The organism is Kitasatospora sp. NPDC101183 (assembly GCF_044767945.1).
GTDB lineage: Bacteria > Actinomycetota > Actinomycetes > Streptomycetales > Streptomycetaceae > Kitasatospora.
In genome coordinates, this window is sequence record NZ_JBIWOW010000001.1 from 424,118 (window position 1) to 446,989 (window position 22,872).

Sequence of the window (22,872 nt, forward strand, 5' to 3'; positions counted from 1 at the left end):
TGACGGCACTCGCGGCCACCGGGCGCACGGGGCCCGCCGGTTGACGGGCCGCAGTCGGATGACCGATGCGCGGTCCCGTCGCCGACCGGCACGGTGGTGGCAGCCGCCCGACCCCACCCGCGCCCGGAACGAACGGCCCGTCGGCAAGCTCTTCGACTACGGCCGCCGGGTCCTGGACGCTCTCGGCATCCGGTACGGCGCGGCGCACCTGGAGATCAAGCTGACCCCGGACGGCCCACGGCTGGTCGAGGCGGGCGCCCGCGTTTCGGGGCTGCCCCACTACACGACCGAGGTCCTGGGCGAGGGCCCGCTGGAGTGGACCGTCGACGCCTACGCCCGGCCCGAACGGTTCCTCGCCCGCGCCGGCCGTCCCTACGCGCGGCGGCACGCGTTCGCCTGGGCGGCGCTGGTCGCCCCGGCCTCGGGACGGCTGCGGGGCTACCGCGCGCTGGACCGGCTGGAGCACCTGGAGAGCTTCCGTTCCCTCACCGTGCTGGTGCGACCCGACGAGGCGATCACCGCGACGACCTACGACCGCGAGTACCCGGCCACCCTGACGCTCCGCCACCCGGTGGACGCCGTCCTGCAGCGCGACCTCAACACGGTGCGCTACCTGGACGGCCCCGGGATGTACGAGATCGACCACCCGCCCGGACCCGGCCCTGCCGTACGGAGGCTGATGCGCGAGCGACCGTAGCGCCGGGCGCCGCGCCGGCGCGCGGCGTTCCTACCTCCACTGGATCCAGTAGCTGTGTGCGTCGTCGGCCGGAGTGTCCCCGGTGGACGTCGGCTCCGTCCAGCGGGCGCCGGTGAGCACGCTTCCGGCGGGAACGTTCACCGCCGCGGCCTGCTCGACCGACTGGCCGGGGGCGACCCTCCCCGGGGCGTGGGGGCGGCAGGTGGGTGTCTCGACGGCCTGCCGCGCCCCGCCGCCGATGAGGTGTGCGGTCGTGACGGTGCCGTCCGAGAGCACCCCTTCCATCAGGAGCGCCGGTCTGCCGTGGACGGTCTGGTGCTGCAGGCCGTCCAGCAGGCCGCCGCTGAACGTCTCGCTCGTGGGGACCTTCCACACCCCGACGCCGTCGGTCGGCAGCCGGGCGGGCACCTCCGTGCCTCCGAGGTTGGTCATCGTGAAGTGGACGCAGTAGAGGGTGTCGCCGCCACCCGGGCTGACCACTCCTCCGACGGGGGCGATGGAGGTGACGGTGACGCCCAGGGTGGTCCGGGCGAAGGAGGTGTGCCCCGGGTCTGAGCCGGCGTTGTAGATGAAGGGGATTCTCGCCGTCTCGCCCTGTGCCATGACGGTTCCGGAGGCCGTCTCGTCCTTGCGCAGCGGATGCACGTCGGCGGGAGGGTCGCGCCACCACCGGTCACCGGTCATGTAGGAGCCGCCGACGCCTACGGCGCCCATGGCCAGCACGACAGCGGCACCGGTCAGCACGGCCGTCCGCCGGCTGCGGCGCGGGCGGGAGGAGTCCGCCGACACGGCCGTACCCGGCGCGGTGGCGGGCACCGTGGGGGGCGGAGTCCCCGGGTCCCCGGGTGCCGGAGCGGAACCTGCCGGGCCGGGGGTGGTGGACTCGGACTCACCCGCGCTGCCGCCCGGGTTCAGCAGCGCGAGAGCGGCCGCCGCGGTCGGAGGCCGATCGGCCGGGTCCTTGGCGAGCAGGTCCAGTACGAGCCGGTCCAGGTGCTCGGGGATCTCCGGGCGCTTGGTGCTCGGCGCGGCGGGCAACTCGCCGAGGTGCTGGTAGAGCAGCGAGGCGACACCGGTGGTGGTGTCCACCCAGGCCGCGCCGGTGAGCAGTTCGTACAGGACGCAGCCGAAGGAGTACAGGTCGGTGCGCTGGTCGACGGGCCTGGCCTGGATCTGCTCGGGGGCCATGTAGAGCGGTGTCCCGGCGATGCCGCCGGTCGAGGTGATCCCGGTGGCGTCGGCGAGCCGGGCGATGCCGAAGTCGCAGACCTTCACCCGGCCGTTCGCCAGCAGGAAGAGGTTGGCGGGCTTGATGTCACGGTGGGTCACGCCCTGCCCGTGAGCGGCGCCCAGCGCGTCCAGGATCTGCCGACTGAACTCCGTCACCTGCTCGATCGGGACGCCGCCGGGGTGCTGGGCGACCACCGAGTGCAGGTCACGCCCCTGGAGCAGTTCCATGACCAGGAAGAGCAGGGTGTGGCCTCCCTCCTCGACGTGCTCGTCGATGTCGAACACCGTGGTGATGCCCGGGTGGTTGAGGTTGGCCGCGATCTCCGCCTCGCGGCGGAACCGGGCGACGGCGTCGCGATCGGCCACGACGGCCGACGACAGCGCCTTCACCGCCACGGGCCGCTGCAGCCGCTCGTCCCGGCCCCGCCAGACCTCGCCCATCCCGCCGCGGCCCAGCGGCTCCTGGAGCAGGTACCGCCCGGCCATTCGCATACCGCTACGCACGATCATCCCCCGATGAACAGGCCACATGATTGATGGACGTTCAGGTTGCGAGGGAGAGCATGCCATCCCCGACACCACCAGGCGCAGGGGCGGGGGCTTGCGCGGCAACCGTCACCGATCTGTTCAGCGGACCCAGGCCCGGGTGAGGTCCTGGACGGCGGAGCCGTCGAGGTCGGCGAGCTTGGTCGCGGTGAACTCCCGGGCCCACTGCGAGGTCTGGATCCGGAAGGCCGGTCGCTCGTCGGTCAGGGCCGCGACGATCGGGGCGGCGGCCTCGGCCGGGGACTGGGCGTTGGCGAACGAGCTCTGGGTGCGGGAGAGGTAGGCCTGGAGGGCCGGGGCGTAGGGCCCTGCCTCGGCGAGCACGGCGGGGATGTCCAGGCCGAGGTTGGCGACGAACTCGCTCGCCACCGCGCCCGGTTCGACCACGGTGACGGCGACGCCCACGGTGGCGGCGACGGGGGCGAGGGACTCCATGAAGCCTTCGACGGCGAACTTGGCCGCACAGTACGCCTCGTTGAAGGGCTGGCCGACGACGCCGCCCACGCTGGTGACCGTGACGACCCTGCCGCCGGAGGCCCGCAGGTGGGGCAGGGCGGCCCGGGTGGTCGTCACGACGCCGAAGAAGTTGACCTCCATGACGGCGCGGACGTCGTCGAGGCTGCTCCGCTCGATGGTTCCGACCCCGGCGGCGCCGGCGTTGTTGACCAGCGCGTCGAGGCGGCCGTGCTCGGCGATCACCTCGTCCAGGCAGGCGGCGACGCTCTCGGGGTCGACCACGTCCAGGCGCTTGACCTGGACGCGGTCGGCGAGGCCGTTCTCGTCGGCGCCCTTGAGCAGGGCCCCGGCCTTGCCGGTGTCCCGCATGGTGGCGATGACGGTCCAGCCGGCGCGGGCGGCGCCGAGGGCGGCGGCCAGGCCGATGCCGGAGGACGTGCCGGTGATCAGGACGATCTTCTCGCTGGTCATCAAGGGTTCTCTCCATCAGGGCGTGGCCGACGACAGGAAACGGGGAACTCCCCGCTTGCTGTCGACGATAACCGGGGGGTTCCCCGGTTGTCCACGTAGACTGATGACCTGACGAAAGGAGCAGCCTGTGACGAGCCGCCCAGGTCCACTGCGGGCCGACGCCCGCCGCAATCGGGAGCGCATCCTCGAAACGGCCGTCCGTGCCTTCGCCGAACAGGGGCCGGACGTCGCGTTCGACGCGATCGCCAAGGCCGCGGGAGTCGGCTCGGCCACGCTCTACCGCCACTTCCCCACGCGTGAGGCACTGGTCGAGGCGGCCTACCGCAACGAACTGGCCCGCGTCTGCGACAGCGCCGCGGAACTGCTGGCCGACAACCCGCCGGACTGGGCGATGCGGCTCTGGATGGACAGGTTCATCGACTACGTGGCCGCCAAACAGGGCATGGCCGACGCCCTGCGCGCCGCCGTCGCATCCGGCGCGGACCCCTTCGCCCAGACCCTCGACAAGCTGGGCACCGCGATCGAGTCCCTGCTGCGCGCCGGGGCCGAGGCCGGCCTCCTGCGGTCGGACATCGACCCCCTCGACGTCGGTCTCAGCCTCACCGGTGTCGCACAGGTCACCGGCACCCCCGCCCAGCGCGGCAGGGCCGGCCGGCTCCTCGACCTCCTCCTCGACGGACTCCGCTACGGCACGGGCCGGTAACCTCCGGCGCGGAGCAACCAGGAAGAGCGGCAGCTCCTGCTCCGCCGCGCGGACGGGTCACGTCCACATCCGCAGCGTCGGCGTTCATGAGCGCTCATCGGATGTGGTCCCAAAGTGGCCCCAGAGCCGGCAACCCCGCTGCTGCTACTGTCGGTAACCGAGATCTGTCGGTCCTTCAGCAAGCACCGCCGCGCGATCCCAACAGTCGCTGCATCAACGGCCCTGGCCGGCCGCAAAGGTCCGGCCCCTGCGGGCAGATCATGGCCGCTTGTGCCCGGCAATATCGGGCCACTCGCTCGTTCTTCGCACGTCGATGACGGCGATCCCGGCCGCCTTCGCCGCCGCCAGTCCCTCGTCGGTGTTCTCGAATGCCAGACAGTCGGTCACCGGTTGGCCGAGGCGCCCGGCGGCGAGTAAGTAGACCTCGGGATCCGGCTTGAGCTGGTGAACGTCCTCCCGGCCGAGTACGACGTCGACGAGCTGCGCGAGACCGGTGGCCGTGAGCCAGGTGCGGATCACCCGGCCGTCGTTGGCGCTCGCGACGGCGATCGGGCCCTGGCGAGCCAGGCGGCGCAGGGCGTCGCAGGCAGCCGGGATCGGTGGGGCCTGGTGGAGATTCGAGATCCAGTACGTGCGGGCCGCGGACAGGAAAGCGTGATCGGGCATCACGTGGGAGGGGATGCCGAACCGTTCGCGCAGCCGGGACACGGACACGAACGGCTCGGCTGGCAGCCGTGTCGGGGGCAGAGCTGCGCCGAATGCGCGCAGTGTCGCGTGGATCGTCTCGACGTTGAGCCGGTCGGAGTCCACCAAGGTGCCGTCGAAGTCGAAGATGTGGGCCCTGTAGGCCTGCAAGCGGTCCACTCGTGCCAGGTGGTCAGGCCCCATCCTCGGCGAGGCGCTCAACTGGCGGCTGTGCGCCGGGCGATGACGCTGTAGGCCGACAGCTTGTCCTTCGGCAGGCTCACTGCCATGTTCTCGGCCATGTTCTGCAGCTCTCCCAGCGTTCCCGGTCCGCCTTCGGGGAAGTTCGCCTCGATGTTGGACCTGGTCTGCTGGAACCAGTGGGCGACCTCGGCATTCGAGGGCAGGATCCGCATGTCCTGGATCGCGAAGCCGTTGCCCTCCAGCACCTCCGCGAAGTACTCCGGTGTCTTGCGGTTCGCGCAGGCCACCCGGTCGACGAGATCGGGCACTTCGGAGGAGTAGCTGCCGAGGTCCCCGTGGTAGAGCGTGTCCGAGATGATGACGGTCCCACCCGGTCCCACCCGGGATGACAGCGCGCGAACCGCGTTCTCGAAGACCTCGTTGGGGAAATGGGTGTAGACGCCACGGACGATGACCAGGTCGTACGGCTGCTGCGGGTCGGGGAGCAACCCGATGTCCTGGCCGTCGCACAGAAATAGCCGCACCCGGTCGAGCAGCTCGTGGTCTGCCAGGAACTCTGCGCAGTAGTCGAGCTGGCGCGGGCTGATGTTGATGGCATCGATCTGCGGGCACTCGGGGAAGCGGCGGGCGAGCAGGAAGGAGACGAATCCCCACCCGCACCCCAGGTCGAGGATGCGCCGGATGCGGGGCCGGCGCTCGGACAGCAGTTCCGCCAGCCCGAGCTGTCGGTCGAAGTAGCGAACGCCCGCTTCCCCGAGGGAGAGTGCTCGCGAGGAACCCTCGTACAGCCCCCATTGGAACAGCAGGGTGTCGCCCAGGGCTTTGCGCCACAGCTCCGGCGGGTCGTCGTAGGTGTCGACGACCTTGGCCCGGTACGGGTTGAGGGAGGGCCCGTCGATGCGGGTGTACAGCGTTGTGCGGTCAGCGGGTCTGCCCAGCCGGCTACGATGCTCGATCGCCATGGTCCCCCCTGCGGCCCGACCCTGCTGGACCCGAGGTGTCTTACCACCTCGGGCGGAGGCTACACATGGGAAGCCCCATTCGGCCAGGGTATGGCCTGAGCCTGCGGTCTGCGGTCAACTCGACGGTCGACGGTGAGAGTGCCGTCTGACCTGTGCCGTGGGAAATGATCCCGGAATTCGCGGGAAGCAGCCCACCGATTCCCTGCGAAAGCAGCACGTCAGCAGCATTGCGTCGGTTGACCAAGGAGGATCTCGCCCCGAACACACGGGGTCCTTCCGGCGAGGCCGGACCGGCCCGTGCAGCCCCCGCCCCCGCGAGGTGGGCCAACCCGTTGCCCAGGTCGCGGGCGGTGTACGCCATGGGCATGCGGGGCAGCTTCCATCAGCGGTCTCGCGCGACGTTGGTCAGGCCGGTCGGGTCGTTCCTTGACGCGACCTCCGCCCGGATCGCTCCCTGGGCAACCTCGCGGGCCGGCCCGGCGTCATACGGAACACCATCCCCTGTTGCATGAAGTCGACCACCCCCCAAAGCCCTGCAAGCCGAAGCCGACGCGAGCGACGCACGCCCGCGCGGGCCCAGGAGAGGAACGAAGCCATGAGCAACGCCGCCGAACGAGTCGTCGTGGTCACCGGAGCAGGGTCAGGCATCGGTGCGGCAGTCGCGCACCGGTTCGCCGCCGAAGGTGCCACCGTGGTGGTCGTCGGGCGGACGCGGGAGAAGCTGGAGGGGACCGCCGCTGCGGCTCCCGCAGGCGGGAGCGTCCTGGTGCGCACCGCGGACCTCACCGTGCCGGAGGAGGCCGAAGCGCTGATCGCCTCCACCGTGGCGGAGTTGGGGCGCCTCGATGTCCTGGTCAACAACGCGGGGGCGCCCTCGTTCGGGACCGTCGAGGCCGTCGCCCCGGATGCGTGGAGGGCGGTGATGGCGGTCAACCTCGATGCCGTCTACCACACCAGCCGGGCGGCGGTTCGGCACCTGCGGGCCACGCGCGGCTGCATCGTCAACGTCGGCTCGGTGAGCGGCCTGGGCGGCGACTACGGCATGGCCGCCTACGACGCCGCCAAGGGCGCGGTGGTCAACCTCACCCGGGCCATGGCGCTGGACCACGCGCCCGAGGTCCGGGTCAACGCCGTCCACCCCGGGTTCACGCTCAACACCGGGATCACCGCGGGTCTCACGGCCGACATGCCCGTCGTTCAGTCCTTCGCCGGTCGCATCCCCTTCGGCCGCGCCGCCGAACCGGAGGAGATCGCAGGAGTCGTCGCCTTCCTCGCCGGGCCCGACGCACGCTATGTGACCGGGGCTCAGATCCCGGTCGACGGCGGCCTCGGCGCGGCGACCGGGCAGCCCCGCGTCGACGTGTGAACCCTCGGGACGCGCCCCGGTCTTGGCGGCACGCGGGCCGGGGCCGACGTCCGCCACGACCAGCTCGGCGCTCCACCCGGCGACCTCGTCGCCCTTGTTCCGCCATAGCAGAACGATCCGGCTGCGTTCGGTGAGGGCGTCCGCCCCGTCGACGTCGACGGGCGGTCCGCGAGCCACATGACCGCGCCGACCACGTCGTACGGGTCGTCATCGTCGAGCCGGTCGGCCGGCATCGGCTCCCGTCCCTTGATGACTCGAACACGGGTGCCCACCAATCCAGTTGACGTGCCGTATGGCTGGAAGTAGCCGTGCCGGCGGAGCCGGACGGACCGCTATCATCCGGTGGAGTGAGCACGCCACACGCGATCACGCCCGCGGCGCCGCAGATCCGCGAGGTCCCCGACGCGCACCTCAACCGCGCCCTCGACCTCGCCTCCCTGGTCTTCCACGAGACCTACGACAAGGAAGAGCGCGAGCGGTACCGAAGGACACTGAGACGCTGCGACCGGCTCGGCGCCTACACGCAGGACCACCTGGTGGGCCTGCTCGCCGCCCACCGCCTGCACCTCTCCGTCCCCGGCGGCCAACTGCCCTGCGCCGGACTGACCTTCGTCTGCGTGGCGCCCACCCATCGACGCCGTGGCGTCCTCTCCGCGCTGATCGCGCAGCTGTGGCGCGACTGCGCCGCCCAGGGACGCCCGCTCGCCGCGCTGTGGGCCTCCGAAGCCGCCATCTACGGCCGCTACGGCTTCGGCGCGGCCACGCACCTGTCCACCGTGGAGATCGACTCCACCCGGCCACTGGCCCTGCACATCGCGCCCGACCCCGGACCGCTGCGCCTGCTGGACGCCGCGCAGGCACCCGCACTGCTCGGCCCCCGCTACGAGGCGAGCCGCTCCCAGCGGGCCGGGCGCCCGGCCCGCGACCGCCTCTGGTGGCGCGAACAGGTCCTGCCCGAGGAGGACGAGGACGACGACGAGCTCAGCCCCCCGCGCATCGTCGTGTCGGGGTCGGAAGGGGACCCGTGCGCCGGCTACGCGATCTACCGCACCCGCGGCGACGACGACGGCACCCCCGGGCTCGTCCAGGTCCACGAACTGGAGGCCGACACCGCCCCCGTGACGGCGGCCCTGTGGAGCTACCTCGCCTCCATCGACCTCACCGGCAGGGTACGGGCCTGGGGCAGACCGGCCGACGACCCGCTGCCGCTCATCGCCGCCGACCCCGACCAGGTCCGTGTCACCCGGCAGTTCCCGGCACTGTGGCTGCGCCTGGTGGACCTGCGCGCGGCCCTGACCGCCCGGGCCTGGGCCCGACCCGTCGACCTCGTCCTGGAGGTGCGCGACGGGATGATCCCCGCCAACCACGGCCGGTTCCGGCTGACCACCGACCCGGCCGGCCCACCGAACGACACCCGGTGCGAACCGACCGCCGACCCGGCGGACCTCGCACTCGACATCCGCGACCTCGCCGCCTGCTACCTGGGCGGCACCCGGCTGCGACACCTCGCCCGCGCCGGACTCGTCACCGAGCACGTGCCAGGCGCACTCCGGCAGCTCGACGCCGCGCTGCACACCGAGTTCCTGCCGTTCACCCACGACGAGTTCTGACCGGGAACCGCCTCGCCGCCTCGAACGATCAACCGACGGTGCGCGGGCAGGCCCTCACCCGCAGTGTGCGGGCACACGTCCGCCACGACGCCGGCGCCCACGCCCGGCGCAACTCGGAACCGTGGCTGACGGCGCGGAGGACGGAGCTCGCCCAGCGCCTCTGTCCGAGCCCGGCCACCGTCTCCTACCACGCCGTCACAGGGGCAGGCCCAGGCGGTCGGCGAAGAAGGCGAGCACGTCGGCGAACAGGTCGGTCAGGCGGGTGGTCGAGCGGGCGCCGTGGCCGGCGCCGCGTTCGAGGCGGAACAGGACCGGGTGGCCGCTGGTGGTGGCGGCTTGGAGGGCGGCGCACATCTTGCGGGCGTGGAGGGGGTCGACGCGGCTGTCGCCGTCGAACACGGCGAACAGGACGGCGGGGTAGGGGGTGTCGGGGCGGACGTGGTGGTAGGGCGAGTACGAGAGGAGGAGGCGCAGTTGGGCGGGGTCGGCGGCGGTGCCGTATTCGCCGACCCAGCTGGGGCCGAGGCCGGAGAGTTCGTAGCGGGCCATGTCGAGCAGGGGGGCCATGCAGACGGCGGCCGCGTAGGCGTCGGGGCGCTGGGTGAGGGCGGCGCCGACGAGCAGGCCGCCGTTGGAGGCGCCCCAGATGCCGAGTCGGTCCGGGGTGGTCCAGCCGGTCGTGACCAGGTGGTCGGCGGCGGCGTGGAAGTCGTCGAAGGTGTTCTGTTTCCGGTCGCGCATGCCCGCGCGGTGCCAGTCCTCGCCCTCCTCGCCGCCGCCGCGCAGGTTGGCGACGGCGTAGACCCCTCCGGCCCGGACCCAGGTGACGGCTTCCGGGGAGTAGACGGGCGTCATCGACTGGCCGAAGCCGCCGTAGCCGGTGAGGAGGGTGGGGCGGGGGCGGTCGGGGGTGCCGGTCGGGGAGATGACGAACATCCGGACGCGGGTGCCGTCCCGGGAGGTGTAGCTGGTCTGGATGGTGTGGGTGGTCACGGCGGCGGGGCCGGTGTCGGGCCCGGTCGCCGCCGTCCAGGGGTCGAGGGCCCCGGTGCGCGCGTCGTAGCGCAGCGCCGTGGGCGGGGTGGCGAAGCCGCTGTACAGGAACCACGCCTGGTGCGCGTCGCGGGCGGCGGCGCGGAGCTTGCCGACGCTGCTGCAGGGCGGGACGGGCAGGCGGCCGAGTGTTCGCCCGTCGGCCAGGTCGTGGACGGTGACCTCGCCGACGGCGTGCCGGGTGCGGGCCACCAGCATCACGGGGCGGGCGAGCTCCGGTCCGTCGAGGACGACGAAGTCCTCCAGGACGGCCTGCGGGTCCTCGGGTATCAGGTCGGTCCAGGTGTCGGGGGTGGGGCGGCCGGGGCCGGCGACGACGACCCGGCCACGCGGGGCGTCGAGGTCGGTGGTGAGGTGGCAGGTGCCGTCGGGTCCGGTGCGCGGGTGGAGGACCGTGCGGGCGTCCAGGCCCTCCTGGACGGTGTGCCAGCGGGGTGCTTCGGGCGGGCCGGCGGTGAGGTCGGCCAGCCAGAGGTCGCGGCGGGGTGCGGTTCCGGCGGCGGCGCTGACGGCGAGCCACCGCCCGTCGGGGCTGATGCGGACGGTGTAGTGCTGGGTCTTCTCCCGTCCCGTGCCGAAGACCACCGGGTCCTGCTCCGCGTCGGTGCCGATGCGGTGCAGCCGGACCCTCCGGTGGTACTGGCCCTCCCCCGGGTTGAGGTCGGGGTGCAGGCGGCGGACGTAGTAGAAGCCGGTGCCGTCCGGCAGCCAGGCGACCGTGCTGCGGCGGACGCGGTCGATCGGGCCGTCGAGCCGCCGGCCGGTGTCCACGTCGAGCACCAGCAGGGCCGCGTTCTCGGTGCCGCCGGGTGCCAGCTGGTAGCTGAGCAGCCGTCCGTCCCAGGACGGCTCCCACTCCTCCAGGGTGGTGGTTCCGCCCGGGTCGACCAGCACCGGGTCGACGAGCACCCGGACGGTGCCGTCGGGCTCGACCACCACCAGCTCGGGGTGGTCGGCGCCCGGACGGTTACGGGTGAGGAAGAGCCGCTCGCCCGCGGGCCGGGGGGCGGAGCGTGCGCCGAGGCGGGCGTAGAGGTCTCGCAGCCGGGCCCGCGAGCGCTCCCGGGAGGGCAGGTCGTCGGCGGCGGCCCGGTAGGCGGCCTCCTGTTTGGCCGTCCACTCCAGGACCGACGGGTCCTCGGCGTCCTCCAGCCAGCGATAGGGGTCCAAGGGGTCCGACGTCATCTCAGTCGCGCTCCGATCCGGTGGGTTCGACGGCGTGGGCGAGGACGGCGGGCTCCGTTGCCGCCACGGCCCGTGGGCGGGGGGCCCGCAGGGGCAGCCAGCCGCCCGCCGTGACCGCGCCGGTCAGCAGGGCGAGCGCCGCCCAGGCGGGTGCGCCGCCGAGGGACTGGTAGAGGGAGCCGGCCGCGACCGGGCCGAGGGCGGCCAGCCCGTTGAGCAGCAGGCTGGTCGCGGCGCTCACCCGGCCGACCAGGTGGCGCGGGGTCTGCCCGAGCAGGGCCTTGAACACCACGACCCCGGCGGCCGGGGAGAGCAGCATCAGGAGGGTGAGGAGGACGGCGACCACGGCGGGCTGGAAGACCAGCGCGAACACGGCGAGGACGGCCGTCCACACCACGCCGATGCCGAGCACGATGGCCCGCATGCTCAACTTCCGCACCAGCCACGGGGACAGCAGCGACCCGATGATCCCGCCGGCGCCGGCGCAGGACAGGATCGGCCCGATCAGCGAGCCGGACGCCCCGCCGGCGCGCAGGTCGAGGATGACGGTGACGTCGATGGCGGCCGAGACCAGGTTGATCACGGCCGCGTACAGCAGGACGACCAGCAGCTCCCGCTGCGCGATCAGCCAGCGCAGCCCGGCCATCGCCCCGGCGTCCCGGCCGGTCGGGCCGGTCGGGCCGCTCTCCGCCCCGGCGCCCTCGCCCGGCCGTACGGTGATCCGCCGGATCAGCAGCGCGGAAACGGCGTAGCTCGCCGCGTCCACGGTGAAGGGCAGCACCGGGTCGACGGCGAAGAGGGCGCCGCCGAGCGCCGGTCCGGCCAGGTTGACCGCGGAGAGCATGGCCTGGTTCACGCCGAGCGCGTCCGCGAGTTCCGACGGGGCCACGATGTCCCGGGTGAGCACCGAGTTCGCCGGTCCGAACAGCGCCGAGGCCGACCCCTCGATCACGGCCACCAGCAGCAGCTGCCAGTACGGAGTGACGGACCAGAACGCCACCAGCGGGACGGTGGCCACCGCCGCGCACCGCACCAGGTCGGCGAGGAGCATCACCGTCCGCCGGTTCCAGCGGTCGACCAGGCTGCCGGCGGGCAGCCTGAGGCCGAGCCGGGTGGCGAGCGCGACGGTGGCCACCGTACCGGCCTGGACGGCGGAGCCGCCGAGGCTCAGCACCAGCAGCGGGTAGGCGAGGGTGGAGAGCGCCGAGCCGAGGTTGGAGGTGAGGTCGGCGAGGAAGGACCGCCGCAGGTTCGCGTTGGTCCACAGCACGTGGTCACGCAGGCGGCCCGCCACCGCTCCCCCGGTCACAGCCGGCCGCTGGCCAGGAGGTAGTCCAGGATCCGCGCGTCGACGTTGTCCTGGAAGCGGTTCATCACCGCGGTGTCGGCCTGCTCGTACTCGTAGCCGCAGGTGACCCACCGGTCGGGCACGGTGTCCGGGTCCACGTAGCCGTGGTCGATGTGGCCGACCTCCATGCCCGGCTTGCCCGCCGACTGCCAGCTGCTGAACAGGGTGCCGTCGGCGTTGACCACCGCGCCCTGGGCGCCGCCGGGGGTGGAGCAGATCTGGCAGGTGGTGCGCATCGAGGGCCGGACGAGCTGGTAGCCGCGTTCCAGGGTCTCGATCGTCCACTCGACGAAGCGGTCCTCCACCTCCCGGACCTGGGCCAGGTCGTTGCGGTAGCCGACCCCGGAGTCGCCGACCCAGGCGAAGGTGAAGGTGCAGCGGCGCGGGTCGGTGCGGCCGTCGAGCAGGCCGAAGAGCTCGGCGATCCGGTCCACGTTGTGGTGCGACACGTTGACCCGGAAGTTCCAGAGCAGGCCAGTCCGTTCGGTCGCGGCGGCGACGTTGGCGAGGATGCGGTCGAAGGTGCCGCCACCGGTGTGGGTGACCCGGGTGCCGTCGTGGTCCTCCCGGCTCCCGTCGAAGGTGATCTGTACGGTGCGCAGGCCCGCCTCGTACAGCTGGACGGCGCGCCTCGGGTGCAGCAGCACCCCGTTGCTGGTCATCGCGGCGGTCGTCGGGCCCAACGACCGGCAGCGGCGCAGCAGTTCGAGGCATCCGGCGGGGTTGAGCAGCGGCTCGCCACCGAAGAGCAGCAGGTAGAGCCGCTCCAGCCCGGCCTCGGCCATCCGCCCGGCGGCGAAGCCGACGATCCGGTCGATGGTGGCGGAGTCGAGCTGCCGCCGGTCGATGCGCGGGGGGCGGTGTCCGCCGAGCAGGTCCTGGCCGGTGTTCTGGAAGCAGTACCCGCAGCCGAGGTTGCAGGCGGTGCTGGTCAGGACGGTGAGCGAGAAGGACTTCGCGGTGCGCTCGCGGTAGGCGCCCTCGGCGCGCAGGAATCCGTCGACGTCCGGCCTCAGCGTGCCGTCGGGCATGACGTGCTCGGGCTTGAGCAGGGTCCAGGTGCGGTTGCCGATGAACCACCAGCCGCGGTCGGTCCTGATCAGCCGCGGCGAGTCGGCCTCGTCCAGCCTGGTGCCGATCATCGTTTCTCCCTCGGTCGGGGGTCCGCAGTACAGCGCGAGGGTAGGCAGCGGCGGTTTGCCGCCGGTATGCGGCAGGTTGATCGCGCGCTTCCACCAGGACTCCACCGGGCCCGCCGGGGCCGCACCGGCCCGCGCCGACGGCATACCGGACGCAAACCGAAGCTCAACTGCGGCGCCCTAGCCTCGTGGTGCCCGAAGAGCCGGCCCGGCGTCAGAAAGGTGGCTGAACGAGGTGACGGAGCAGCGGAGCGAAGACACGACGGAGCCCGCGGAGCCTGAGGAACCGGCCACCGCCCCCGACGAACCCGAGGTGGTCCTGCACTCGGCGGAGGACGACGGCGAACTGCCCTGGTGCATCGGCGACATGTCCGCATGACGAGGGAGGCGGGAACGTGAGCTGCCCCGCGTGCGCCGTCCGGCCGCCCGCCGGGGCGCGGTTCTGTGCCCGGTGCGGCGCGCCCACGACCGCGGTCGGGGAGCAGGCGGCCGAGGAGCGCCGGGTCGTCACCGTGCTGTTCTGCGACCTGGTCGGCTCGACCCGGCTGTCCGGCCTGCTCGACGTCGAGCTGCTGCGCGCCATCCTGCTGCGCTACTACGCGCTGATGGAGCAGCGGGTCGAGGAGCACGGCGGGATCGTGGAGAAGTTCATCGGGGACGCGGTGATGGCGGTGTTCGGCCTCACCGCCACCCGGGAGGACGACGCGCACCGGGCGCTGGCGGCGGCGCGGTCCATGCCGGCCGCGCTGGACGGGCTCAACGTGGAGCTGGAGCGGGACCACGGGGTGCGGCTGGGGGTGCGGATCGGGGTGCACACCGGCGAGGTGGTCACCACGGCGGATCCGGCGAACCGTCAGGCCCTGGTCTCCGGCGAGGTGGTCAACATCGCCGCCCGGCTGCAGGCGGCGGCCGACCCGGGGACGGTCCTGCTCAGCGCGCAGACCTGGCGCGCCGCCGAACCGGGCCTGACCGTGGACCGGGTGGGCCCGCTGCGGCTGAAGGGCGTGGCCCAGGAGGTGGAGGCCGCGGTGCTGGTGGACGTGGCCGAGCCCGGCCCGGGGCAGGCCCGCCGCCCCGACGTGCCGTTCGTGGGGCGCGAGCGGTACCTGAGCGAACTCGACCTGGCCTGGCTGCGGGTGGTGGAGGAGCGCGACGTGCACGTGCTGACCCTGCTCGGCGAGGCGGGCATCGGGAAGTCCCGGCTGGTCGAGGAGTGGCTGCGCCGGTGCGAGGGCCCCGTGGGTACGGGCCGGTGCCGGGCGCCCGGCACCGGCGGCTCGCTGCACGCCCTGGCCGAGTGCCTGGATCCGCTGATCACCGAGCTGTCGCAGGTGGGGGAAGGGGCACTCACCGGCGGCGCCGCCGACGCGGTCGGGCTGCTGCGGACGGGCCTGCTGCTGGACGGCACGCCGTCCCCGTCCGTGGACGCGACCTGCGCCGCGCTCGCCCACGTCCTGACCGAACTCACCGCCACGCGCCCGGTCCTGCTGGTGCTGGACGACCTGCACCAGGCCGAGCAGCCGCTGCTGGGCCTGCTGGAGCGGCTGGTGGAGGAGACCCGCCGGCTCCCGGTGCTGCTGCTCTGCCTGGCCAGGCCCGAGCTGATCGACGGCTGCCCCGGCTGGGGTACGGGCCGCGCCAACTCGACGACGGTCACGCTGACGGGTCTGTCCGACGCCGACTCCATCGTCCTGGCCGCCCACCTGGTGGACCTCGCGCTGCACGACGGCGGCGCGACGGGCCAGCTCGTCGCCCAGGCGGACGGCAACCCGCTCTACCTGGAACAGCTGGCCGTCACCGTCGAGGAGACCGGCGGCATCCGGGAGCTGCCGCCGACCCTCCAGTCGCTGCTGGCGGCCCGGATCGACCGGCTGGCCGAGACCGAGCGCACCGCCTTGCGGCACGCGTCCGTGGTGGGCCGCGAGTTCGACGCCGCGGACCTCGCGGAGCTGACGGCCCTGGCGGAGCCGGCGGCGGACGGCGGGCGGGAGTACGCGCCGGTGCTGCGGACGCTGTCCCGGCGCGGGCTGGTGCGGCCCGTCCGGAGGCCGTTCGGGGCGGGCGCGGCGTACTGCTTCGTCAACGAGGTGACCCGGCGGGTGGCCTACGAGGGGCTGACCAAGCTGCGGCGCGGCGAACTCCACGAGCGGTACGCCGCCTTCCTCGTGCGGACGGCCCGGCCGGACGCCCTGATCGGCACCCACTTCGAGCAGGCGTACCGCTACCGCAGCGCGGTCGTCCGGCTGGACGAGCACGGTCTGCGGCTGCGCGAGCGCGCGGTGCGGCACCTGGTCCGGGCGGGGTCGGGTGCGCTGGACCGGGTGGACCTGCCGTGGGCGCTGACCCTGTTCGAACGGGCCGCCGAGCTCACCTCCCCCGGCGACGAGGCCCGCCCCGAGCTGCTGCAACGGCTGGGCGAGGTGCTGCTGACCCTGGGGCGCCCGGCGGAGGCCCGCGACTTGCTCACCCGGGCGGCCGCCGAGGCCGACGCGGCAGGGGCGGCCGCCACCGCCGCGCACGCCAGGCTGCACCTGGCCGCCTCCGCCTCCGACGAGGCGGCGCTCGAACGCGCGGCGGCCGTGGCCCTGCCCGTGTTCGAGTCCACCGGCGACCAGCTGGGCCTGGCCCGCAGCCGGCTCGTGCTCGCGGGGTGCCACCGGCGGCGCGGCCGGCACGCCGAGGCCCTGCGTGCGCTGGGCCCCGCGTTGACCCACGCGCTCGCCGTCGGAGCCGACCGGGAACTCGCCAACACCCTGGGCGCGACCGGGCTCTCGCTCTGGCGGGGCCCCGAACCCGCCGACTCCGCGGTGGCCCGCTGCCAGGCGCTGCTGGCGGCCCACGGCGCCCACCGGCCCGCCGTACGCGGCACTCTGGGCTTTCCGCTCACCGTGCTGCACGCGCTGCGGGGCCGCGACGACCTCGCGGCCGAGAGCCTGGCCGCCACTCGGCAGGCGATGGCCGCCCTGGCGCACGCCGAGGGCCGGGTGTTCGGGCCGCTGCTCGACGGGATGCTCGCCGTCCTCGCCGACCGGCGGCCCCAGGCCCGTACGGCACTCGGCGAGGCCCTCGATGCGGCCCGTGCGCTCCAGGCGCAGGAGCTGGTCCGCACCTGCTCGCTCGAACTGGCCCGCCTGCACCTGGCCGACGGCGACTGGCGAGCCGCGACGGCGCTGGTCGACGGCCTCGTGGTGCCCGAGGGGCAACCGGGCGTGCAGGCCGACGCCTCCGGGGTGCGGGCCAGGATCCGGGCGCTGCGCGGCGAGCACGGCCCGGCCCTGGCGCTGGCCCGCCGGGCGGTGCTGTTCGCCTACCGCACCGACTCCCCCGCCGGGCGGGGCACCGCCTGCCTGGACCTGGCCGGTGCCAGGGCCGCGGCGGGGCTGCCCGAACGGGCCCGCGGCGCGCTGCGGGTCGCGCGCGGCCACTTCGCCGGGAAGGGGCACCTCGTGGCTGTCGCGCGCACCGAACGCCTGCTGGGAGACCTTGAACCGGGAGATCCCCCTGGTGGAGGAGCCGGTGCCGACCGATGACCACCACACCTGACGCGCCCGCCGGGAGCCCCCGCGGCGGCGCCCTCACCTGGAACCTGCTGGACCGCCGACCCTCGGACATCCCGGTCGCCGCCGACGGTGCCCGGCGCGTCACGCCCGAGTGGGCGTACGGCGGGGCGGACGGCGGCGGGGTGCGGGTCTGCGTGGTGGACAGCGGCGTCGAGCCCGGCCATCCGATGGTCGGCGAACTCGCCGGCAGCCACGCGGTCGTGGAGCGCGACGGCGAGCCGACGGTGGTGCCGGTGGAGGCCGCGGACATCTGCGGGCACGGCACGGCCTGCGCCGGCATCGTCCGAGGGGTCGCGCCCGGCTGCGAGCTGACCAGCGTCCGCATCCTCGGCGGGAACGGCGGCGGCAGCGGCCAGGCCCTGCTGACCGGACTGGCCTGGGCCATCGACCAGGGCTTCGACGTGGTCAACCTGAGCCTGTCCACCTCCCGCCCGCAGTTCAACCAGGTGCTGCGCGAACTCGCCGACCGCGCCTACTTCAGCCGGACGGTGATCGTCGCCTCGGCCCACAACGCCCGGATCGAGAGCTTCCCGTGGCGCTTCTCCTCGGTGGTGTCGGTCGGCAGCCACGCCGAGGACGACTCCGGCCTGGTGCTCTACAACCCGTCCCCGCCCGTGGAGTTCTTCGCCCGCGGCCAGGCCGTGCCGGTCGCGGCGCTGAAGGGCGGCACCACCCGCAACACCGGCAACAGCTTCGCGGCCCCGCACGTGACCGGGCTCTGCGCGCTGATCCTCGGCAAGCACCCGTACCTGACGAGCTTCGAGCTGAAGACCATCCTGTACCTGACGGCCGCCAACGTGCGAGGAGCCTGACACCATGGACCACCCCACGGACTCCACGGCGATGGTCGCCGCGATCTCCGGAGCACTGGCCGACCCCGGACCGGAGGACCGCGAACTGCTCGCCTCCATCGTGCGGGTGGCGCGGGCGATCTTCGGCGCGGCCGCGAGCTCGATCTTCCTCTTCGACCGGGAGCGGGACGAGCTGGTCTTCGAGGCCGTCTCCGGGGAGGGCGAGGACTTCCTGGTCGGCACCCGCTTCCCGGCGCACCGGGGCATCGCGGGCTGGGTGGCCGACACCGGCGAGCCGATGACGGTGGACCGGCTCGCCGGGGACGGGCTGTTCGCCCAGGACCTCGCGGAGCGGACGGGGTTCGTCCCCGACGCCATCATGGCCGCCCCGGTGATGCACCGCGACGAGGTGCTCGGGGTGATCCAGGTGCTCGACCCGCACCACCAGTCGCGCTCCAGCATGTCCGACCTCGACCTGCTGACCGCGTTCGCGGCCCAGGCCGGGCTGGCGCTGGCCGGGCTGGTCCGCAGCCGGGCCGCGCGCGGGGCCCTGGCCCTGGGGGGCGGGGAGTTCGCGCGGCTGGCCGGGATCGTCCGGCTGCTGGCGGAGCTGCCGGAGGAGCAGCGGGCCAGCGGGCTGCGGCTGGTCGACTCGCTGCACGAGGTGCTGGCGGGCATGGTGCGCTGAGCGGTCGGCTCAACTCCCGCTCCGCGTCGACGCGGTGCCGTACCGCCGGGCGGCGGCGTAGCGGTGGGCCAGGGGCGGCATCCGGTAGCGGACGGCGTGAACCGGCTGGGCCGCGTGAGCCGTCACCTCGTCGTCCTCGGCGGCCTGGTCGGCTTCGCCGGCCTCGTCGGTCCCCGAGACGCTGACCAGGTTGGCCTCCATCAGCTCCTCGGCGACCCGCTCCACCGACCCCGTCAAGCCGTCCACCCCGTCCAGCACCGCCCGCAGTCCGGCCAGGTCGAACGTGGCCCCGGGCAGCGCGCCGAGGGCGTCGAAGGCGGCGCGCTGGGGCGGTGCCAGGCTCCGGCGGAAGCGGCGGTAGCCCTCGTGCAGGGAGACCCCGCCGACCATCAGCTCGTCCAGGGCCGCGGGCAGCCGGCCCAGTTGCTCGGCGTACGCGGACAGGGACAGGTGGCCGAGCACGGTGAGCTTGGCGGCCAGCGCCCGCACCACCGCGGGCGCCAGCCCGTACAGCTGCCGGACGCGGGGCAGCGCCTGTTCGTGGCCGGCGACCCGGTCGGTGCCGAGCACCCGGTTCAGCAGCTCGCCGGCCTCCGACGGGGTGAACTCGCCGAGTTCCAGGCGCTGGACGCACTCCAGGCCGCTGAGTTTGCGGGCGGTGGTCACCACCGTACGGCTGGGCCCGCGCCCCGGCAGCAGCCGCCGGATGTCCGCCTCGCAGGTCGCATCGTCGAGGACGAGCAGGAACTGCCGCTCGGCGAGCCAGGAGCGCCACAGGGCGAGCGCGGTCGCCTCCTCGGCCGGCGGGGCGATGTCCAGCCCGGTGCTGTGCAGCAGTTCGGTGAGCACCGCGTGCCAGTGCCGCGGTGTGCCGTCCGGCTCGCTGAGCGAGGCGAAGACCTGGCCGTCCTCGAAGCGGTCGGCGACCAGGTGGCCCGCGTGGACGGCCAGGGCGCTCTTGCCGACCCCGGTGGGGCCGCAGACCAGCACCACGCCGGGACAGGGGCCGTCGGCGGTCAGGGCGGCCGCGAGCGCGGCGAGCGGCTCGGTGCGGCCGACGAAGTCCGAGAGATCGCGCGGGAGTTGGGCCGGGCGCAGGCGCGCCGCCGGCGTGGGCTGCGGCGGGGCGGGTGACTGCTCGCCGGCGAGGATCTCGCGGTAGAGCCCGCGCAGCACCACGCTCGGGTCCAGGCCCAGCTCCCGGGCGATGAACTGGCGGTGCGCCTCGAAGCAGGCCAGCGCCTGGCGCCGTCCTCCGACCTGTTCCAGCGCCGTCATCCGCAGCGCCACCAGCCGCTCCCGGAACGGGTAGCGGCCCGCCAACTCGCCCAGCCGGTCCAGCAGTCCGTGCGCCCGGCCGGCCTCCACCTCCAGCTCGGCCCAGTCCTCGTAGACCTCCAGGAGGCGGTCCGCGAGCCGCTGCGACTCCCGTACGGCGAACGGGCTGTCGAGCAGGTCGACCAGCGGCCGGTCGCGCCACAGCGCGACCGCCCGGCCGAGCAGGGCCGAGGCGCCCGCCGGGTCGCCCTTGCGCTGGGCCTGGCGGCCCGCGGCGGCCAGCTGGTCGAACCACAGCAGGTCCGACTCCTGGGCGTCCGCGATCAGCGTGTAGCCGTACGGCAGGCGGTCGATGTGGTCGGGCACGATCTTGCGCAGCGCGGAGACGTACACCTGGAGGTTCTTCCTCGCCGTGCGGGGCTGGTCGCCGTCCCACAGCACCTGCGTCAACTGGTCCACCGACAGCACCGTGTTGGCGCGGCAGAGCAGTGCGGCCAGCAGCAACCGCTGTTTGTAGGGCCCGAGTTGGAGTCTTCGCTCGGCGGAATGGACCTGCAGCGGCCCGAGGACCGAGAATCGCAGCGGACCTGACGCAGCGTTGCCCCCGCCCATGCGGGACCCCCTCGTTGGCATGTTCGCGTGTCCGGTCAGCTTGCGGGACAACCCGCAGGCTGACAAGGAGATGCGCGCGATCCGTAACGGTTCGGTAGCCCTGCGTCGCATCCGCGGACAAGCTGTCAGGAAGCCGCGCACATACCGGACCCCAACCGCGCCCTCATAGCGTCCTCCTGGAGCCGGACGAGGTCCCCGGCCCTGACGAGAGGAGTCCCCCATGACCAAGCCCGACGTGCAGGCGCACAGCGCCGGCGACGACGACGACAACCCCTCGACCTGCGGTGTCCAGCAGGGCATCGTCCCGGACGACGTCATCGCGCACAGCGCGGGCGACGAGGACGAGGACGCGGCCCCCTGTGGCATCCAGCAGGGCGCGGCCTGAGCTGACGGACCGGCGGGGCGGCGCGCCCCGTCGAATCCCGGCCGGTGCGGTCACCCACCGCACCGGCCTTCCCGCGCCCCCGCTCCGCCCCCTGGAGGTTCCGTGGACAGTCTGCTCCGGCTCGTGGACGGCCTCCCCACGCTGCAACGCTCCTGGGAGCGCGAGCCGTTCGTCAGCGTCGGCCTCGACGACTTCGGCGACGTGTTCTCCCTCGCGGCCGCCGAACGCATGATCCACACGGGCCTGCCGCTCACCGCCGTCCGGCTGTTCAGGAACGGCGAACAACTGCCCGGCGACCTCTACCGCCGCGATCGGGGCACCAGCCCGCGCAGCCGGGAGGGCCTCGCCGACGGCGGGCGGATCACCGAACTGGTCGCGCACGGCGCCACGCTGGTCCTGGAGGAGCTCCAGACCCACAGCCCCGAGGTCTCCGCCTTCGCCGCCGAGGTCTCCCGCGCCACCGGTTACGAGGTCGACAGCACGGCCTTCCTCACCCCGCCCGGGGCGCGCGGCGTCAAACCGCACTTCGACCTGCTGGGGGTCTTCCTCCGCCAACTGCACGGCTCCAAGCGCTGGCGGGTCAGCCCGCCCGTGAAGCGCTGGCCCAACCGGGTGCAGGCGGTGGACCCGGCGGAGGTGGCGCCGCCGGTGCTCGACGTGGTGCTCAAGGAAGGCGAGTGCCTCTACATCCCCCACGGCTTCGTCCACGTCGGCGACACCACCGACGAACCCTCCCTGCACCTCACCATCGGCCTGAGCGGCGTGAGCTGGGAGAAGGTGCTGCGCACCCTGGTCACCGCGGCCGCCGACCACCTCGAGGAACTCCGCGAGGCCCTGCCCCCCGCCTTCTCCGACCTGGACCGCGACACCCTCTACCGCGAACGCATCGCCCTCCTGGCCGCCCACCTGTCGTCCCTCGACTGGTCCGGCCTCCCCACCGCCACCCTCACGCCCCGCCAGCCCCCGGCCGCCCAGGTTCCGGGCAGTCTCACCTCCGCGCTCAGGCGGGCGGGAACCGCACGCACTCGATGATCGCGCCCGGGCCGGCGAGGTCCGACGCGGCCGGCACCACGGCTCGCCCCGCCGCTGGTGCGGGCGGGGCGAGCCGTCGACTTCCGTAGAGGGAAGGCGCCGCTACTGCGGCGTCACGTAGGCGCCGGAGATGCCGCCGTCGACGAGGAAGGTGTTGGCGGTCATGAAGGAGGAGTCGTCGGAGGCGAGGAAGGCCACCGCCGCCGCGATCTCCTCGGGCTCGGCGAAGCGGCCGAGGGGGATGTGGACCAGGCGGCGGGCGGCGCGCTCCGGGTCCTTGGCGAAGAGCTCCTGCAGCAGCGGGGTGTTCACCGGGCCGGGGCAGAGGGCGTTGACGCGGATGCCCTCGCGGGCGAACTGCACGCCCAGTTCGCGGGACATGGCCAGGACGCCGCCCTTGGAGGCGCTGTAGGAGATCTGCGAGGTGGCCGCGCCCATCACGGCGACGAAGGAGGCGGTGTTGATGATCGACCCCTTGCCCTGGCGCCGCATGTGCGGGATCGCGTACCTGCAGCACAGGTAGACGCTGGTCAGGTTGACCTCCTGGACCCGCTTCCAGGCGTCCAGGCCGGTGGTGAGGATGGAGTCGTCGTCCGGCGGCGAGATGCCCGCGTTGTTGAAGGCGATGTCGAGGCGGCCGTACGCGTCGACGGTCCGCTGGAAGAGGTCGCGCACCGCCTGCTCGTCGGTGACGTCGGCCTCGATGAACAGGCCGCCGACCTCGTTCGCGGCCTTGGCGCCGCTCTCCGCGTCGAGGTCGACGCAGACCACCGTGGCGCCCTCGGCGGCGAAGCGGCGGGCGGTCGCCAGGCCGATGCCGCTGCCCGCGCCGGTGATGACGGCCACCCGGCCGTCGAGTCGCTGGGTCATGC

The 22,872-nt window shown here is 73.6% G+C and carries 19 protein-coding genes; 10 read left to right on the plus strand and 9 right to left on the minus strand.

The annotated features are described in order from the left end of the window. Window positions 1–58 precede the first annotated feature (58 nt). Window positions 59–697 (plus strand): hypothetical protein, encoded by a 639-nt coding sequence (locus ACIRRS_RS01770; protein ID WP_402963319.1) that lies wholly within the window; start codon window positions 59–61, stop codon window positions 695–697. Between the two features lie 30 nt (window positions 698–727). On the opposite strand, the gene ACIRRS_RS01775 is transcribed toward ACIRRS_RS01770, so the two are convergent. Further along, entirely contained in the window at window positions 728–2,413 is a 1,686-nt protein-coding gene (locus ACIRRS_RS01775) for a serine/threonine-protein kinase (protein WP_402963322.1), read from the minus strand. 141 nt (window positions 2,414–2,554) lie between these two features. After that, the gene (locus ACIRRS_RS01780) at window positions 2,555–3,400 is read right to left on the minus strand and encodes an SDR family NAD(P)-dependent oxidoreductase (RefSeq protein ID WP_402963325.1); all 846 of its coding nucleotides are present in this window, start codon (window positions 3,398–3,400) and stop codon (window positions 2,555–2,557) included. A 127-nt stretch (window positions 3,401–3,527) separates the two neighbouring features. Here ACIRRS_RS01780 and ACIRRS_RS01785 point away from each other — a divergent pair, with 127 nt between their 5' ends. Then, window positions 3,528–4,103, plus strand: a complete 576-nt coding sequence (locus tag ACIRRS_RS01785; protein WP_402963328.1) for a TetR/AcrR family transcriptional regulator — start codon at window positions 3,528–3,530, stop codon at window positions 4,101–4,103. Between the two features lie 258 nt (window positions 4,104–4,361). On the opposite strand, the gene ACIRRS_RS01790 is transcribed toward ACIRRS_RS01785, so the two are convergent. Together ACIRRS_RS01790 and ACIRRS_RS01795 are read right to left on the minus strand one after the other, a co-directional pair. After that, window positions 4,362–4,967: an HAD family hydrolase gene (locus ACIRRS_RS01790; RefSeq protein WP_402963331.1), complete on the minus strand. Its 606-nt coding sequence runs from the start codon at window positions 4,965–4,967 to the stop codon at window positions 4,362–4,364. Window positions 4,968–5,005: 38 nt separating this feature from the next. Next, window positions 5,006–5,953, minus strand: coding sequence for an SAM-dependent methyltransferase (locus tag ACIRRS_RS01795; RefSeq protein ID WP_402963334.1), 948 nt, complete (start codon window positions 5,951–5,953; stop codon window positions 5,006–5,008). A gap of 595 nt (window positions 5,954–6,548) precedes the next feature. On the opposite strand from ACIRRS_RS01795, the gene ACIRRS_RS01800 reads away from it, so the two are divergent. Both ACIRRS_RS01800 and ACIRRS_RS01805 read left to right on the plus strand, forming a co-directional pair. Continuing rightward, complete coding sequence (locus tag ACIRRS_RS01800) at window positions 6,549–7,319, plus strand: SDR family NAD(P)-dependent oxidoreductase (protein ID WP_402963337.1); 771 nt, start codon at window positions 6,549–6,551, stop codon at window positions 7,317–7,319. A 347-nt stretch (window positions 7,320–7,666) separates the two neighbouring features. Next, window positions 7,667–8,929 carry a GNAT family N-acetyltransferase gene (locus ACIRRS_RS01805; RefSeq protein ID WP_402963340.1) on the plus strand — a complete coding sequence of 421 codons (1,263 nt, stop codon included), beginning with the start codon at window positions 7,667–7,669 and terminating at the stop codon, window positions 8,927–8,929. 195 nt (window positions 8,930–9,124) lie between these two features. On the opposite strand, the gene ACIRRS_RS01810 is transcribed toward ACIRRS_RS01805, so the two are convergent. From ACIRRS_RS01810 to ACIRRS_RS01820, 3 genes are read right to left on the minus strand one after another with little or no spacing between them, the layout of a single operon-like run. After that, window positions 9,125–11,167 (minus strand): prolyl oligopeptidase family protein, encoded by a 2,043-nt coding sequence (locus tag ACIRRS_RS01810; RefSeq protein ID WP_402963343.1) that lies wholly within the window; start codon window positions 11,165–11,167, stop codon window positions 9,125–9,127. A 1-nt stretch (window position 11,168) separates the two neighbouring features. After that, entirely contained in the window at window positions 11,169–12,461 is a 1,293-nt protein-coding gene (locus ACIRRS_RS01815; protein WP_402963346.1) for an MFS transporter, read from the minus strand. A gap of 11 nt (window positions 12,462–12,472) precedes the next feature. After that, window positions 12,473–13,657 (minus strand): radical SAM protein, encoded by a 1,185-nt coding sequence (locus ACIRRS_RS01820; protein ID WP_402963349.1) that lies wholly within the window; start codon window positions 13,655–13,657, stop codon window positions 12,473–12,475. A gap of 232 nt (window positions 13,658–13,889) precedes the next feature. On the opposite strand from ACIRRS_RS01820, the gene ACIRRS_RS01825 reads away from it, so the two are divergent. Genes ACIRRS_RS01825 through ACIRRS_RS01840 form a run of 4 tightly spaced genes read left to right on the plus strand, consistent with a single transcriptional unit; the run spans window position 13,890 to window position 18,693 of the window. After that, window positions 13,890–14,033: a hypothetical protein gene (locus ACIRRS_RS01825; protein WP_402963352.1), complete on the plus strand. Its 144-nt coding sequence runs from the start codon at window positions 13,890–13,892 to the stop codon at window positions 14,031–14,033. A gap of 16 nt (window positions 14,034–14,049) precedes the next feature. Next, window positions 14,050–17,184 (plus strand): adenylate/guanylate cyclase domain-containing protein, encoded by a 3,135-nt coding sequence (locus ACIRRS_RS01830; protein WP_402963355.1) that lies wholly within the window; start codon window positions 14,050–14,052, stop codon window positions 17,182–17,184. After that, complete coding sequence (locus ACIRRS_RS01835; RefSeq protein ID WP_402963358.1) at window positions 17,181–18,026, plus strand: S8 family peptidase; 846 nt, start codon at window positions 17,181–17,183, stop codon at window positions 18,024–18,026. The genes ACIRRS_RS01830 and ACIRRS_RS01835 overlap by 4 nt, the downstream gene beginning before the upstream one ends. Before the next feature lie 4 nt (window positions 18,027–18,030). Continuing rightward, complete coding sequence (locus tag ACIRRS_RS01840) at window positions 18,031–18,693, plus strand: GAF domain-containing protein (RefSeq protein WP_402963361.1); 663 nt, start codon at window positions 18,031–18,033, stop codon at window positions 18,691–18,693. Window positions 18,694–18,702: 9 nt separating this feature from the next. Here the strand turns inward: ACIRRS_RS01840 and ACIRRS_RS01845 are convergent, their stop codons facing one another. Further along, the gene (locus ACIRRS_RS01845; RefSeq protein WP_402963364.1) at window positions 18,703–20,475 is read right to left on the minus strand and encodes a BTAD domain-containing putative transcriptional regulator; all 1,773 of its coding nucleotides are present in this window, start codon (window positions 20,473–20,475) and stop codon (window positions 18,703–18,705) included. Window positions 20,476–20,803: 328 nt separating this feature from the next. Here ACIRRS_RS01845 and ACIRRS_RS01850 point away from each other — a divergent pair, with 328 nt between their 5' ends. Beyond that, window positions 20,804–20,968 (plus strand): hypothetical protein, encoded by a 165-nt coding sequence (locus ACIRRS_RS01850; protein ID WP_158844580.1) that lies wholly within the window; start codon window positions 20,804–20,806, stop codon window positions 20,966–20,968. A gap of 102 nt (window positions 20,969–21,070) precedes the next feature. Continuing rightward, window positions 21,071–22,000 (plus strand): JmjC domain-containing protein, encoded by a 930-nt coding sequence (locus ACIRRS_RS01855; protein WP_402963368.1) that lies wholly within the window; start codon window positions 21,071–21,073, stop codon window positions 21,998–22,000. 102 nt (window positions 22,001–22,102) lie between these two features. Here ACIRRS_RS01855 and ACIRRS_RS01860 read toward each other — a convergent pair whose 3' ends face one another. Then, on the minus strand, window positions 22,103–22,870 hold the full coding sequence (locus tag ACIRRS_RS01860) for a 3-oxoacyl-ACP reductase (RefSeq protein WP_402963370.1): 768 nt from the start codon (window positions 22,868–22,870) through the stop codon (window positions 22,103–22,105). Window positions 22,871–22,872 lie beyond the last annotated feature (2 nt).

Excerpts from the sequence above, each read along its gene's own strand:
- ACIRRS_RS01775 (WP_402963322.1), bottom strand. The coding sequence starts at position 2,413 with ATGGCCGGGCGGTACCTGCTCCAGGAGCCGCTGGGCCGCGGCGGGATG.
- ACIRRS_RS01840 (WP_402963361.1), top strand. The coding sequence starts at position 18,031 with ATGGACCACCCCACGGACTCCACGGCGATGGTCGCCGCGATCTCCGGA.
- ACIRRS_RS01835 (WP_402963358.1), top strand. The coding sequence starts at position 17,181 with ATGACCACCACACCTGACGCGCCCGCCGGGAGCCCCCGCGGCGGCGCC.
- ACIRRS_RS01810 (WP_402963343.1), bottom strand. The coding sequence starts at position 11,167 with ATGACGTCGGACCCCTTGGACCCCTATCGCTGGCTGGAGGACGCCGAG.
- ACIRRS_RS01770 (WP_402963319.1), top strand. The coding sequence starts at position 59 with ATGACCGATGCGCGGTCCCGTCGCCGACCGGCACGGTGGTGGCAGCCG.
- ACIRRS_RS01780 (WP_402963325.1), bottom strand. The coding sequence starts at position 3,400 with ATGACCAGCGAGAAGATCGTCCTGATCACCGGCACGTCCTCCGGCATC.
- ACIRRS_RS01860 (WP_402963370.1), bottom strand. The coding sequence starts at position 22,870 with ATGACCCAGCGACTCGACGGCCGGGTGGCCGTCATCACCGGCGCGGGC.
- ACIRRS_RS01800 (WP_402963337.1), top strand. The coding sequence starts at position 6,549 with ATGAGCAACGCCGCCGAACGAGTCGTCGTGGTCACCGGAGCAGGGTCA.
- ACIRRS_RS01850 (WP_158844580.1), top strand. The coding sequence starts at position 20,804 with ATGACCAAGCCCGACGTGCAGGCGCACAGCGCCGGCGACGACGACGAC.
- ACIRRS_RS01795 (WP_402963334.1), bottom strand. The coding sequence starts at position 5,953 with ATGGCGATCGAGCATCGTAGCCGGCTGGGCAGACCCGCTGACCGCACA.
- ACIRRS_RS01820 (WP_402963349.1), bottom strand. The coding sequence starts at position 13,657 with ATGATCGGCACCAGGCTGGACGAGGCCGACTCGCCGCGGCTGATCAGG.